8 protein-coding genes are annotated in these 13,295 nt (G+C 54.9%); all 8 read left to right on the top strand.

Going from position 1 to position 13,295, the window contains the following annotated elements; all coding sequences use genetic code 11:
• The first annotated feature begins 17 nt into the window (after positions 1 to 17).
• The 8 genes from AC0YNU_RS05640 (at position 18) to AC0YNU_RS05605 (ending at position 13,259) form a co-directional block, all read left to right on the top strand.
• A complete protein-coding gene (locus AC0YNU_RS05640; protein WP_475754097.1) occupies positions 18 to 926 on the top strand; it encodes a carbohydrate ABC transporter permease in 909 nt (302 codons plus the stop codon).
• A 69-nt stretch (positions 927 to 995) separates the two neighbouring features.
• A complete protein-coding gene (locus tag AC0YNU_RS05635; protein WP_475754095.1) occupies positions 996 to 3,086 on the top strand; it encodes a hypothetical protein in 2,091 nt (696 codons plus the stop codon).
• A 209-nt stretch (positions 3,087 to 3,295) separates the two neighbouring features.
• Positions 3,296 to 6,103, top strand: a complete 2,808-nt coding sequence (locus AC0YNU_RS05630) for an S-layer homology domain-containing protein (protein WP_475754092.1) — start codon at positions 3,296 to 3,298, stop codon at positions 6,101 to 6,103.
• Between the two features lie 244 nt (positions 6,104 to 6,347).
• The gene (locus AC0YNU_RS05625) at positions 6,348 to 8,213 is read left to right on the top strand and encodes an RCC1 domain-containing protein (RefSeq protein WP_475754090.1); all 1,866 of its coding nucleotides are present in this window, start codon (positions 6,348 to 6,350) and stop codon (positions 8,211 to 8,213) included.
• A 181-nt stretch (positions 8,214 to 8,394) separates the two neighbouring features.
• Complete coding sequence (locus AC0YNU_RS05620) at positions 8,395 to 8,736, top strand: hypothetical protein (protein WP_475754088.1); 342 nt, start codon at positions 8,395 to 8,397, stop codon at positions 8,734 to 8,736.
• Positions 8,737 to 8,885: 149 nt separating this feature from the next.
• Positions 8,886 to 9,272, top strand: a complete 387-nt coding sequence (locus AC0YNU_RS05615; RefSeq protein WP_475754086.1) for a YhfM domain-containing protein — start codon at positions 8,886 to 8,888, stop codon at positions 9,270 to 9,272.
• Positions 9,273 to 9,576: 304 nt separating this feature from the next.
• Positions 9,577 to 11,442 carry an ABC transporter ATP-binding protein gene (locus AC0YNU_RS05610; RefSeq protein ID WP_475754084.1) on the top strand — a complete coding sequence of 622 codons (1,866 nt, stop codon included), beginning with the start codon at positions 9,577 to 9,579 and terminating at the stop codon, positions 11,440 to 11,442.
• Positions 11,439 to 13,259 (top strand): ABC transporter ATP-binding protein, encoded by a 1,821-nt coding sequence (locus AC0YNU_RS05605; protein WP_475754081.1) that lies wholly within the window; start codon positions 11,439 to 11,441, stop codon positions 13,257 to 13,259. The genes AC0YNU_RS05610 and AC0YNU_RS05605 overlap by 4 nt, the downstream gene beginning before the upstream one ends.
• Positions 13,260 to 13,295: the final 36 nt, after the last annotated feature.

Raw genomic sequence — 13,295 nt, 5'->3', positions numbered from 1 at the left:
GGCAAAGGAGGTTCGCCATGGCGGAGAATTCAACGCATTCGAAGCCAAACCAACCGCTGAAGCAGCGGGATATGTCCCAGCTTGCCGTTTCGGCGGCCGCTTATGTTTTTGTCGGCGCGTTTGCTCTGTTTTGTTTCCTTCCGTTCTGGCTGGTCTATATCGGTTCGTTTACGGCGGAAAGCCAAATCGTTCAAGGGTTCCGCATGTTCCCGACGGAATTTTCGCTCGATGCGTACCGGTTCCTGCTGCAGGGAAGCCAAGTTTACGAAAGTGGTTTTGTATCCGTTTTCATTACGGTTGCCGGTACCTCCGGGGCCGTGCTCCTTACAGCCATGTTCGCTTACGTGGCCGCCCATCCGCGCGTCAAATACCGACATGCGCTGTCCTTCTACATTTATTTCACGATGCTGTTCCCTCCGGGGCTGGTGGGCTATTATCTGCTCATTTCCAACTGGCTGGACCTTCGGGATTCGCTGCTCGCCATGCTGCTGCCGTTATTATTCTCCGCGTTCAATTCGTTCCTCATGACCTCGTATTTCCGCACGCTGCCTTTTGAACTGAACGAAGCGGCGACGGTGGATGGGGCGCACGAGCTCCGCATTTTTTTCCGAGTCATATGGCCGATTTCGATGCCCGTGATTGCCACGATCGCGTTGTTCTATGCGCTTGCGTACTGGAATGACTGGTTTAACGCGCTGATGTTCATCGACGACCCCCACCGCCATCCGCTGCAGATGATGCTCCGCAGAATCATATCCAATTCGCAGAATCTGGACTACTTGAACGCGAACGTGAACACGCCTGTCTCCGCGACGGGCTTACAGCTTGCGTCGGTCGTCATTACGATCGGGCCGATCATCTTCCTGTACCCTTTCTTGCAGCGGTATTTCATTAAGGGAATGACGATCGGAGCAGTCAAAGGTTAGAGAGGTACGAAAGGAACGAAAGGAACGAAAGGAACGAAAGGAACGACAACCTCTAAGGGGGAGACAGCGATGCGAGACTGGAAGAAACGGAAAGCGGGCTGGGTCGGAAGCTTGATCATGGTGCTCGTCTTGTTGGTGCCGTCCATTGCGGTACAACGGGAGCATGCGCAAGCGGAAGACGTGCCGCTGAAGACGGGAAACTACTACTACGGCCTAGCTCCCAATGCGGGCCAGCAACCGGATAACGGAGCCGCCGGACTCGTATCTTCGGAGAACGGAGCCATCATGGATGGATTGACGACAACTTACGCCGGGTGGATGGGAAGCGCGACTGCCCCCGGTACCGTTCAAGTCGTCATCGACTTGCTGAAGGATTATCCGGTCGCCGCCATCGACGTCGTCTTGAACGCGCCTAACAGTTATTGGGGATTCAAGGAACTGACGGTCAAGTACCGCAGCGAAGAGACGATGGATTATTATTATATCGCCGGCAAGCGCGTGGCGAGCGGAACCTCTCTGAACAATACGGTTAACCTGCCCCTTGACAACAAGGCAACCCGGTTTATCGTCATCGACATGAAGCGCGCGCATGCCTATCAGCATATCCCGTTGACGGAAGTTCGAATTGTTAAGGGAACGGGAGAAGAGGGGACGGTACTGAGTTCAGCCTATACGGTCGAGCAAATGCAAGCTGAGTTGAAGAAGGATGCCGTGATGGCGGATAAATACGGACAATGGATCTACGAGACGTGGGACAACAAGGTAACGTCCGACAAGCAACTGCGGCAGGAGTACGCGGCGGAAGCCGGCGCGCTGAAGGACGTCAAGTTGAACCGGTCGAAGTACGACCCGTACGGCGGAATCAAGAACGGCGGGCAGTACAGAGCAACGGGTTACTTCCGGCTGCAGCAAATCGACGGAAAATGGTGGTTTATTTCCCCGGCCGGGTACAAATTTTTCCTGAAAGGCGTCGATGCCGCGAGCATTTGGGAGTGGGGATACGGCACGCCGTATAAGAAAGCGGACGGCTCGCCAAGAAACGTATTCCAGGAACTTCCCGATCCCGCTGCGTATGCGCAAGCCTATGCCAGCGATATCAACGGGGAAAGGGTCAGCTTCCTCGTCGCTAACATCATGAAAAAATACGGCGGCAACTTCGAAGCGAAGTGGGAGAACATCACGAGGAAACGGCTGATCGATTGGGGATTCAATGCCTTTAGCAAGTGGACCAAACCGAGATTCATCCGGGACTTCCCGTATCTTGAGCTGCTTCAGGACCCGGTGGATTTAAAGCGCATTCAATGGACCTATGACGTGTTCGACCCGCAAGCGCCGGCCATCATAGAAGCAGCGCTCGCGCCGCGTCTCAAAGAATTGAGAAACGACCGGTGGCTGATCGGTTATACGTACGACAACGAAGCGGGCTGGAACGCCGATATCGTCAAGACCGTCTTGACCTATGGAGCGGACTCCGCGGCGAAGCAAGCATTCGTCGACCAAGTCGCCGTCAAATACGATAACGACATTACCACCGTCAACGGGATTCTCGGAACGAGCGCCGCATCCTTCGACGATTTAAAGGCGACGTCCCTTAACATCGCGAACGTGCCGGCAGAGATCGTGTCGGACTACATCCGGCTCGCTTCCGGCACGTACTTCTCGACGGTGAAACGCATCATGAAGAAATACGATCCCAACCATCTGTTTCTGGGCGCCTCGATCGTACCGACCTGGAGGACCAGCCTCGAGTGGGATTCCGCGGCGATGGACGTCGTCGATGCGTTCTCAGTCGACAACTATTCGAACGATCCAAGCTGGATCGCCAGGTATGCAGCGTTCAACAAACCGCTGCTCAACTTGGAATTTACGTTCAGTTCGTCGCAGCATGGCCTGTCGCCGGTCAATGGATCGACCAGCGTGTCCGGAAACATGGAGCGAGGGAGCGCTTTCGAAGCCTTCGTGGAAGGGCAGGCGGCAAATCCATTATTCGTCGGCTCGGGCTGGTTTTCCTATTACGATCAAGCCGTTACCGGGCGGAGAGACAACGAAAATTTCAATCTCGGTCTCGTCAATCAGCAGGATCAACCTTATACGGACATGGTCCAAATCATGAAAAACGTCAATGCGGGCCTGGATGCGATTCACGAGAACGGAGGATAACGTTCTCCGCGCGATGCCGTAATCGAACGACCGCAGAGCCGATCATGCCGGCAAGGGCATGATCGGCTTCTATCAAGATAAGCTTCTATCAAGATAAGCATCTATCATGAGCAAACCTTAACCTTGCAAACGTCCGAAACCTTTCGGTTGCTGCGAACGTTATGAATTGGAACGGTTATCCAGCCCGATCCAGCCCGAAAGGAGACGACATGAACAAGAATAGGATCTTAACAACGGCGGCGCTTCTTGCGCTCGCGGCGTTATCCGGAGCTGCTTCCCGCGCGGACGCGTCCGCATTCAAGGACGTATCCGCCGATAGTCCGTACTATGCGTACATCGACGAATTGTCGGCGCTCGGCGTCGTCGAGGGCATCTCACCCGGCCGGTTCGGCCCGGACAGCACGTTGACCCGCGGGCAGTTCGCCAAGCTGGCCGCGGAAGCGTTCCGGCTGCAGGATCCCGGCGGCTCGCTGTCGTTCAAGGATCTCGCCGGCCATTGGGCCGCGCCATACGTGCGCGCCGCGTACAAAGCGGGCATCGTGAAGGGCACGTCCGCCGCGGCATTCTCGCCGAACCAGCCGGTGAAGCGCGAGGAAGCCGCCGCGATGGTATGGCGTTACGCCAAGAAGCTCGGCTTGAAGCTGACGGCTGCGCCGGCCTTGAGTGACAAGCCAGGCGCCTGGGCGGTCGAAGGCGTAAGCGGCGTGATCGCCCGCGGCTGGCACGGCGTTGACGCCGCGCAAAGCGCCGGCGCGTGGACCTACCGGCCGCAAGCGGCCATGTCCCGCCAGGAGGCTGCCGCGCTGATCGACTTGGCGATGAAGGACATTCCCGGGAGCCTGGCGAAGGCCGGTCTGATCGATCCGCTCGACGATTTGAAGCAATTGTACAACCGTTCGAACGTCTATGTGGCCACGAACAGCCCCGAATACTTCGGCGGCGACGGGAAACGGGCAACGCGTTCGACGACGGCGCCGGGGAGTGTCGTGTATCACACGGGCTACGACATGACGTCCTTCCAGACGTCCAGCTACTACTTCACCGGCATCGCCCTGGAGAAGAACCGGTACTTCGCGTCGGCGGACGGCAAGACCTATAAGGAAGTCGCTGCCGCATCCTTCCCGGTCGGCGTCTCGTCGGGCAGCTGGCAGCAATACGCCGAAGAATCGTTCGCGCTGCCGGCGAAGACGCGCTACCTGAAAGTCGAGCTGCGCGGCGCCGCCAAAGCCTGGTCGCCGCAGCTCGCCAAAGTGCTGATCAACCGCGCCACGGCGACGGTGTCAGCCAAGACCTCCCGCGGCGCGGACGGGCTGCAGGTCGAGCTGTCCACGCTCTCGCTGGGCGCGCCGATCTATTACCGGTTGAACGGCGTTTCGCCGTATAAGCCGTATACCGATCCGATTCGGTTGACGGACTACGCCGTATTGGATGCGTACGCGGTCAAGGACGGCAAGATCGCGAGTCCCGTCAGGACGTACAAGCTGAACGGCCGAGCCGACTTTACTGTAGACGCGTTCGGCCAGGTAGCCGCGGCGAATTTCCCGGAGAAGGTGAAGAGCGACCAGGAGCTGAAGGCGGACGCGTCCGTGGACGCCGCGTACTACGGCGGCCTGCAAGCTCCGTCCGGCTTGGACAGCTACGGCGGACTGGCAGGAAGCGCGGCCAAGTACGGCCTCAAAGGCACCGGTTATTTCGCGATCCGGCAGGCCGGCGGTCGAACGGTAATGACGACGCCAACCGGCGACGTGTTCTTCAGCCTCGGCATGAACGGCATCCACACGGACGAGACGTACACGAAGGTCGCGGGCCGCGAGGAGCAGTTCGAGTGGCTGCCGTTGTACGACGGCGCGTACCGGCCGGCTTTCGTGCCGTCCGATTCCGGCAGCTTCTCGTTCTACATGGCGAACAAGTATCGGAAAACAGGCGCCTTTCCGACCGACGCGGCGTTCTACACGGAAGCGGTTCAGCGGCTGCGCAAATGGGGCTTCAACAGCGCCGGCGGCTACTCGCCAGAACAGTATGGCAAGGCAAACGGCTTTCCTTACGTACGGATGCTCCCGCTTGACATGGGTTGGGCCAAGCTCGACGGCATCTCGATCTTCGACATCTTCGCGCCCGGTGCCGAGACGAAGATCGACCAGGCGTTCGCGAAGGCGGTCGCGCCGAACAAGAACGATCCGATGCTGATCGGCTATTTCATGGGCAACGAGTACGATTATCACAAGTTTTACGACGTCGTGCCGAAGCTGAAGAGCTCTGCGGCGATCAAGGTCCGCCTCGTCAAGCTGCTGCAGGACAAGTATCAGAAGATCGACGCGTTCAACGCGAGCTGGGGCACGAGTTTCAAGTCGTTCGCGGAGCTGCGGGACGCCGCGCTTCCGGTCTCGACGTCGGCGTCCTGGAAGGACATGGACCAGTTTTTCCGGTTCTACCTCGACACGTTCTACGGCACGGTCTCGCGCGTCTACCGCAAGTACGATCCGCATCATCTCCTGCTCGGCGACCGTTGGATCACCACGTCGTTCCATAACGCGAAGTTCCGCGACGTGCTGGCTGAGGTGGAAGGCAAATACTCGGACGCGATCAGCATCAACTACTATTCGTACAAAATCGAAACCGATCTGCTGAACGAGGTCCATACGAAGTCCGGCGGCAAGCCGGTGCTGATCAGCGAATTCGGCTACGGTACCGGCGAGCAGGGGCTGGCGCCGCTGCTGCCGAACGCGGCCGCGAACCAGTTCGAGCGGGGCATGCGCTACCGCAATTACGTCGAAGGCATCGCGAGCCTCGGGTACGTGGTCGGCGCGCACTGGTTCAATTACGTCGATCAAGCCGCGACGGGACGGTATTGGCAGGGCATCGGCGACTGGGCGGAACATTACAATTCCGGCGTCCTGAACGTCGCCGATCGGCCGTACAAGCCGTTCCTGACCGGCGTCACGCAGACGAACGCCGATATTTACAAGGTGCTGTTCGGCGACCGGCCGAAATTTTATTACGATTTTAACCAAAACTAACCTTCCGCCAGCGATAGTCCCGTTTGATGGGTTCCTGAGCCGCCTCCGATCCGGAGGCGGCTCTTTCGGTTCTAGCGATTGCATACGTTGAATGGCCTGTTTGCCTGCAATTCGAGTAGATTCGGGCCAATTTTACATAATGGGATAAACTGCCCGGGACGATGGTTATGGCTCGTTGGAGGTCTATCGTAATTTCCAGATAATAGTATACTCGAAGCAAATACGGTCCTAGGAGGGAAATGAATTGAAACGATGGTTTTGGTTTTCATTATGCGCGATGCTGTTGCTGACGCTGTCCCTGCCGGTGCAGGCTTTCGCCGCAGAACCCGGCTCCCCGGCTGAAGGTGGAAGTTCAAATTCGGACGTAACGATGGTAGCGGCAGGAGGGGGACATACGCTGGCTCTCAAACGGGACGGCACCGTGTGGGCATGGGGAAGCAATTCATCCGGCCAATTGGGCTATGGAAGCACAACGGACAGCGTTGAACCCCCGGTACGCGTGCAGGGTCTCGATTCGGTGATCGCGATAACTGCAGGTTGGGAGCATAGTATGGCGCTCAGAAGCGACGGAACCGTTTGGGCGTGGGGAAGCAATAGCAGCGGTCAACTGGGCACCGGAAGCACCTTGTGGGACAATTCTTCGCCGGCTCAGGTGGTCAACCTTCGATCCGTGGTCGCCATTGCTTCAGGACAAGATCATAATTTGGCCGTCACGAGCGACGGAACGGTCTGGGCGTGGGGCGATAATAAATTCGGCGCGCTTGGCGATGGAACCACGGTAACCCGTAATGCGCCGGTACAAGTACAGGGTCTCGATTCGGTGATTGGCGTTTCCGTAGGCACTACCCATAGTTTGGCGCTCAGGAGCGACGGAACCGTGTGGGGTTGGGGAAGCAACCGAGGCGGCGAACTCGGCGATGGAAGCAATATAGATCGCAAGGCACCGGTTCAAGTGAAAGGTCTTGGCTCGGTGATCAGCATCGCTGCCGGGAAATCGTTTGGTTTCTCGCACAGCTTGGCACTGAAAAGCGACGGCACCGTCTGGGCATGGGGAAGTAATGCCACCGGTGCACTCGGCGATGGAACGACGACCGGCAGTTCTTCGCCCGTTCCGGTTATCCATCTCGATTCCGTGACCGCAATAGCCGCGGGTCGCGATCATAGCTTGGCCTTGAAGAGCGACGGCACCGTCTGGGCATGGGGAGAAAATAACTTTGGCCAATTGGGAAACGGTGACTCGGCCAACAGTTCTTCGCCCGTCCAGGTACCCGATCTCGGTTCGGTGTCCGCCATCTCGGCGGACGGAGCCAGTTCGACGGTAAGAAGCGACGGGACCGTTTGGGGGTGGGGGTATAACGGAAACGGCGAAATCGGAGACGGGACCACAACAAACCGCCATATTCCCGTACAAGTCCAAGCAACATGGCTGGCCCTTCCTGAAGCGCCTCAATGGCCGCAAGCCGACGCGCTGACGGTTACCGACGTGACGTATAACAGCGTTCGCCTGAGTTGGCAGCCGGCCGCGGATCAAACTGGCGTAGACAAGTACAAGGTCTATAACACGATCGTCCATTTACTGGCTGCCGTAAATGGAGACGAGAACAGCTATGAAGTAAAGGGACTATCCCCGGATACGTACTACACCTTCTCCGTAATCGCCGTCGATGCCGATGGTCATCAAAGCGAGGAAAAAGAAGTGCGTGTCCATACGGCGGAATCTCCGATTACCAGTACTTTTCAGCTATCCGATACCAAAACGTCCTCGGACGGTTGGTACCATTACGAGTATTCATTATATTACGGGTACATCTCGTCGCCTGGCCAAGTGCTGAAAGGATCGTGGACTCCCCCTAAGGGTTATCATGCGCTCGTCAATGTCTCCATCGGTTCTCCCGACGGAGAAAATTATGACCTTAGCCTGAAGTCCGTGGGCGATGGCCAACAATATCCGAGCACGATACATGAAAACTCGGATGGCTACGAGTACAGCATCGCCGGGTTGGCCGAAGGCGACACTGCAGAGTGGAGCGTTAAGGGACATACGATCGAAGATTATAGTCCGAATAAGAAGGTTATGGTGTATGTGAGCATCAAATATGACAATCACTGAAGCTGGAGAAAATTTTTCAGTAGAAGCCTCGTATTTCGCGGTTTTTACTTTTATGAATAGCGAATGAGTATTTACCGTTATCATTGTTCAACTCACGGACAGATTACTGGAACAAATTAATACTCTTATCCGTCTAAATATAGGAGATGTTTTCCACCGTTTTGCACAAGGGGGAATATGTATGAGGATGATATTTCTTGTATTGTTAGTGTCTTTCCTTGTAGTAGGCTGTAGTGACCAAAGTAAGGACTCAAACTCATCAAGTAGTTATCCAAGTGCCATTGCCTGGAATAATAGTGTTTATGGACTTTCAGTCGAGGAGGTTTCCACTGAAGTAATCGGCAAGGAGATTGGAAAGATTGAAAGACGAACAACACCTATGCCAAAAAAAAATGGAGACTCCAATGACTTACCAACAGGAAGTAGGCTATATGAAATAAAAGGAAAAGACCCTAATGAAGTAATTGCAGTAAAAGTAAGTGATAAATATTATAATGCTTCAAAACAGGGTCCTTTAAATTGAACAAACGGGACACTACAGCTAAATACGACATGACAGCAGCCGAAGAGACTTCGGCTGCTGGTTGTCGTTGAAGTGACGGGCAGATTTTCGTTAATCAACAACTGCAACAATATTACATAGTTGGGCGTTTCAAGTTGTGGGTGAATGTTATGAAAACATACAAATACATTATATTTTGCAGTGCCGCCATTTTAATACTCTCATCGCTAAAAGGCTGCACAAACGAAAAAATTAACCAGGTTAGTATCTATCAAATGGAAAGCTTTCGAGAGACTAAGCAGGATTCATTAAAAGTCATTTCGGACACCACTGATAGATCCATTTTCGAAACGGCTTTTAAGCGCGCAAAAAAGAACCCAGGCATTGCTGATATGGCAGACCCAGCGTATAAGGTTGAATTGGGCAAAGAAACCTATTTTCTCTGGATAAGAGAAGATGCCGGAATCATCGAGAGCATAAATGATACAACTACCACTTATTCATTATCAAAGAAGTCGGCTGGGGAGGTCTATCGACTGATTATAAGTTATTATTGAATTAATGGAGAACGATAGTTCAACGCAGGATGGCGAATGCGATCAATAGAACATGGAAAAGACGGCAGCCGGCATATAAGCGGTTGCCGTTTTTTTGTTGAAGTAAGAGCAGGGTTTGTTTGCTTTTCCAGTAACTAGGCTGCATTTGCAAGATTCGACAATTAAAAAGGGATTTTATTCCTTTTATCGAATTCATGTAGTTGAGGGGTAGTATACGGAATGCAGTATGGATGGTGCATGGAATACCTTAATCCATCTGCCCTGATGAATATTGATCGGTTATTTCTTGTTAAGGAGGGTCATCATGCCAAAAAAAACAAGCAAGACCAAAGATTCCTCTCTCTGGGTCATCATCCGCAACAATGCCTACATGCTGCGAGTGATTTTTTCCATCACGCCCGGACGCGTCTTCGCCAAGCTGCTGGATGCCTTTTCCGACTTTTTCGGATGGGTGTTCTTCAGTATAATCTTCGTGCGTTTTCTCTTGGACGCGCTGGAAAACGACCGAAGCTACGGTTCCGTGGTCGTATTCGTGATGGGGTCCATGGCGGCTTTCTGCCTGCTTACCCTGTTCTCCAGCTGGTATAACCAGCGCTATGCCCGTTTCACCGAGCAGAAGCTGAATCAAGCCATCAGCATGATGCTGTTCCGGAAGGCCAGTCAGGTGGACGTCGGCTGTTACGAGAATCCCGCGTTTTACGACCAGTACACCCGCGCCGCTTCCGAGGCCACCGGCCGCGCCGTCCGTATTCTGGACGATATGGCGGTCTTGGTAACGAACATCGCCTCTGCAATTTTCGTGATGTTCACCATGGCGCAGATCGATCCGTTCGTAGCGTTGTTCACCTTCTTCCCGGTAGTTGCCAATTTCGCCATGGGAACCAAGATCAATAAGATCAACTTTCAGCATAGCCAAGAGGACGTGCCTCACAATCGCAAGATGGGCTATGTGAACCGCGTCGTTTTCCTTCAGAAGTACGCCAAGGAGATCCGCCTCTCGCGCATCTTTGACATTGTCAAAAACCTGTATGACGACGGAGCCGCAGGGCTCTTGGCCAATGTGAAGAAGTATATGCGCGGGGCATCCCTGCTGCGTTTTATCCAGGTTGTCCTTATTTACCCGTTTGTTTTTGAAGGCGTTTGGCTCTACGTGGCCTGGCGGGCGATCATCGAGCGGGATCTGAGTATAGCCGACGCGGCCATGCTGGCCAACGCGATCGTGGTTGCCTCCAACCTGCTGACCTTCATGATGGACGGCTTCGTCAAAGTGGCGGAGAACGGCCTGTACATTGCCAATCTGCGCGGCTTTCTCGCCTACGAGCCGCAAATTGCCGAGGACCAGCCCGGCATGGACATCACTACGCTGGACGCTATCGAGTTTCGGCATGTCAGTTTTGCCTATGCAGGTTCCGATCCCGTACTGAAGGATGTGAGCTTCACGGCGGAGCGAGGAAGCAAAGTGGCGCTCGTGGGCCACAACGGCGCGGGCAAGACCACCATCATCAAGCTGCTGCTGCGCCTATACGACGTCACCGAAGGGGCTATTCTAATCAATGGCCGGGACATCCGGGAGTACAGCGTCCAGAGCATACGGCGGCAGTTCGGCGTCGTCTTCCAGGATTTCCAGGTCTTCTCCTTTCCGGCGGTTGAAAATGTGGCGATGGTGGAGGAAATGAGCGATGAGCTGCGAGGGAAGAGCGTCAGCGCCATGAAGACCAGCGGCATCTACGCCAAGCTGGCTAATCTGCCCCATGGCGTGGATTCCACGCTGACCCGCGAATTCGACAGCGAGGGGGTGGTGCTGTCGAAGGGCGAAGTGCAGAAGCTGGCCATCGCGCGGGCGTTGGTCAAGGATGCACCAGCCTTGGTGCTGGACGAACCCTCCAGTGCATTGGATCCGTTGGCCGAGCATGAAATCTTCGAGGCGTTGGCCAGAACCTATGCGCATGACGCCAACAAGATCGTCTTCCTCATCTCTCACCGGCTCTCGGCGGCCACGATGGCGGATACGATCTATGTTTTGGATAACGGTACGGTGGCAGAAAGGGGCTCCCACGAGGAATTAATGGATTTGAACGGACTCTATCGAACGATGTATACCAAACAGGCCGAGAAGTACGGAGACCTTGATGAATTCGCCTCGCCGGCAGAGTGGGGGGTAAACGCGTGAATAAGCGGATCTGGAGCAATAATTGGTTCATTGTGCGTTACTCCTTCCGGGCAGCCCCTCTGTACACGCTTGTGACCTGCCTGATTCTGGCGGCGCATGCATCCGTGCAATTCTTTGAATTCGTTTACATGCCGAAATATATGATCGATGCCATCCAGTACAATAAGCCGTTCAGCGTTGTCCTCTGGTATACGTTGTTCGTGTTTAGCATCGCGTGCCTGTGGCTGCTGCTGGAGACGATTCATTCCAATGTCATTATGCCGCGCGGCAAAGTGGCTGTGAACATGCGGCTGCAGAAAGAGATCTATGACGTTGCCGCCCGTATGGACTTGGCTTGTTACGACAATCCGGAGTTCTATAACGACTTCGTGTGGGCGGTCAGCGAATCGGACAAACGTAGCGCCGCCGCTTTGGATACCATTAAAGTGGTGTTAGGGACCTTAACCCAGATTATCCTTTCCGGCGCGTTCTTGATTGCACTGAACTGGGAGGGGATTTTCTTCGTAGCGCTCTCGTTTGCCGGATCCATGTTCTTCAACCTGCGGCGGAACAAGAAGACGTTCGAGCTGGATCTGGCTATAAAACCCTTGCAGCGGAAACGCGACTATGTGAGCCGGGTGTTCTACCTGGCGGATTATGCGAAGGAGCTGCGACTCAACCCCTTCGCCGGCCGGCTCCACCGCATGTACGGGGAAGCCAACGAACAAATCAATCGCGAGATCGACAGCCGTACCAAGCCCATGATTGCCCAGGAGTTCGCCGCCGACTTCTTGTTCAATACGTTCGTGGTGAATGGATTGTACATTCTCTATATCATGCGGAAAATCATGGTGCAGGGAGTCTTAAGCTACGGCTCGGCGGTATCGCTCGTGAATGCCACACGGCGCGTGAGCGGAGGGCTGATGACCTTGTCTCGGAGAGTTCCCCAGCTGCAGGAGAATAGCCTTTACATCGAGAAGATCCGCTCTTTCCTGGCCTATCGCTCCGAGCTGGCTGCAGAGAGCGCTCCCGCATCGGAACAGCAGCCGCTGCCATCTATCGTTGCGCCGCTGGAATTCAGAAATGTCAGTTTCGCCTACCCCGGAACGGGCGAGACCGTGCTGCAGGACGTCAGCTTCACCTTCGAGCCGAATAAGAGCGTAGCCATCGTCGGCTACAACGGCGCCGGCAAAACCACGCTGACCAAGCTGCTGATGCGCCTCTACGATGTTGATCAGGGGGAGATTCTCTACAACGGCGTCAATATCAAGCAGTTTGACCTCATGGCTTACCGCGACCTGTTCGGCGCTACCTTCCAGGACTACGAGCTGTTCGCCGCTTCTTTAGCGGACAACGTGTCTATGGGCATGCCGTCTCCTCAGCGGGAGGAAATCGTCAGAGCGCTGGAGAATAGTGGTTTAGGAGAGAAGCTGGCCAGCATGGCGAGGGGGATAGATACCACCATCACCAAGGAGTTTGACGATCAGGGAACCCTGTTGTCCGGCGGCGAGGCGCAGAAGGTGGCGATCGCTCGGGTGCTGTATAAGAATTGCCGGATCATCGTGCTCGACGAACCCTCCAGCGCCCTTGACCCGATCAGCGAGTACAACATGAACGAAGCCATCCTGAAGGAAGCCAGCAACAAGACGGTGGTCTTCATCTCCCACCGGCTGTCCACCACGCGCATGGCTGATCGGATCTACATGATCGAGGAAGGGCGAATCATCGAGCAGGGCAGTCACAAAGAATTAATGGATCTTAATGGCAAGTATGCGTATATGTTCAATTTGCAGGCGGAGCGTTACCGATTCCAGAAGACAGCGCAAACAGGGACTTGAAGCAGTAGAATACGCACATCGCTATTGGGCAGATTG

This window comes from Paenibacillus sp. J31P316, assembly GCF_056269105.1.
The sequence above is the reverse complement of the archived record's forward strand: the minus strand, read 5'-3'. Positions and strand labels throughout refer to the sequence as shown.